The following is a 1,473-nucleotide window of genomic DNA, read 5'->3' as shown; positions in this document are numbered from 1 at the left end:
GGATTCTTGATCGCCTCGACCGGGATGGGCTGACCGATCACCGGACGGACGTACAGTCGGGCCGTCTGGCCGAGGTTGCGGGCCTCACTGCTGTCATTGCCCGGCACGGTGATCACCAGGTTGTCGCCGTCGATGACGACCTCGGAGCCCGACACGCCCAGGCCGTTCACACGGGCGCTGATGATCTCCTGGGCCTGGTTGAGCGCATCCCGGGTGGGCTTGGACCCGTCCGGGGTGCGCGCGGTCAGCGTGACGCGGGTGCCGCCCTGCAGGTCGATGCCGAGTTTGGGCTTTGCCTGTTTGCTCCCGGTGAGAAAGATCAGCAGGTAGACGCCGACCAGCAGGACCAAGAACAGCGCCAGGTAGCGGTACGGGTGCACCGGCGCCGGTGACGATGCCACGTGTCGATTCTCCTAATTCGATGCGGGTCCGCGCGCGATCCGCACGCGCGGTCAGTCCACGCGCCCCCGGAAAGGGTACGGGGGCGGGGCTCAGTCTCCGGTCAGGCGGTCCGCGTCGCGTTCGGTCAGGCCGGTGGCCTGCTGCGCGGGCTCGACCCGGTCCCGGATGGCCAGCTTGGTCCAGTTGGTGACCACACCCGGGGCGACCTCGAGGTCCACCGCGTCGTCGGTCAGGCCGACGATGGTTCCGTACAGGCCCGACGTGGTCTGGACCCGGTCGCCCACCCGCAGCGACTCGTGCAGGTCGATGGTGGCCTGCATGGCTTTGCGCTGACGGCGGGAGGCGAAGAACATGAACGCACCCATGATGATGAACAGGGGCAGGAAGCTCACTAGTTGTTCCATGGCAGTCAGTGTGCCATTGCACCCACGTCGCCCCCGCGCAGGCCGATCATTTCTTCACGCCGCGGCCGGTTTTCGGTTGCGGTGACCTGCCGGACGACTAGGCTCGTTTCACCATCTTGAAACGGCCTGCCCCGCCCTCGGCGCCGTGGAGGAGAACGCTCGTGCACACAGTCGAACAGAGCCGCAGAATCGCCACCGCCATCCCCGGCCCCAACTCCACCGAACTGGCCAAGCGGCGCGTCGCGGCGGTGTCTCGCGGCGTGGGCGTGACGATGCCGGTGTTCGCCGCCCGCGCCGGCGGCGGCATCCTGGAGGACGTCGACGGTAACCGCTTCATCGACCTCGGGTCGGGTATAGCGGTCACCACGATCGGCAACTCCTCGCCCCGGGTGGTCGACGCGGTCCGCGCGCAGGCGGCCGACTTCACCCACACCTGTTTCATGGTCACGCCCTACGAGGAGTACGTGGCCGTCGCCGAGCACCTCAACCGGCTCACCCCCGGCTCGTTCGACAAGCGCACCGCGCTGTTCAACTCCGGCGCCGAGGCGGTGGAGAACGCGGTGAAGATCGCCCGGATGTACACCCGCCGGACAGCGGTGGTCGCCTTCGACCACGCCTACCACGGCCGCACCAACCTGACCATGGGCCTGACCGCCAAGTCGATGCC

Annotated in this window: 2 protein-coding genes and 1 pseudogene; 1 reads left to right on the top strand and 2 read right to left on the bottom strand. The window is 68.1% G+C overall.

All coding sequences use genetic code 11. From position 1 onward, the window contains the following. Positions 1-401, bottom strand: a pseudogene (locus tag ADBZ5U_RS16340) (protein translocase subunit SecD); the annotation flags it as partial. Positions 402-491: 90 nt separating this feature from the next. Then, complete coding sequence (yajC, locus tag ADBZ5U_RS16335) at positions 492-806, bottom strand: preprotein translocase subunit YajC (protein ID WP_526811952.1); 315 nt, start codon at positions 804-806, stop codon at positions 492-494. Positions 807-967: 161 nt separating this feature from the next. Here yajC and ADBZ5U_RS16330 point away from each other — a divergent pair. Beyond that, the coding region (locus tag ADBZ5U_RS16330; RefSeq protein WP_526811950.1) for an aminotransferase class III-fold pyridoxal phosphate-dependent enzyme at positions 968-1,473 on the top strand (506 nt) is incomplete at its 3' end.

It is taken from the genome of Mycobacterium sp., assembly GCF_040398885.1.
In the GTDB taxonomy this organism is placed as follows: domain Bacteria; phylum Actinomycetota; class Actinomycetes; order Mycobacteriales; family Mycobacteriaceae; genus Mycobacterium.
The sequence above is the reverse complement of the archived record's forward strand: the minus strand, read 5'-3'. Positions and strand labels throughout refer to the sequence as shown.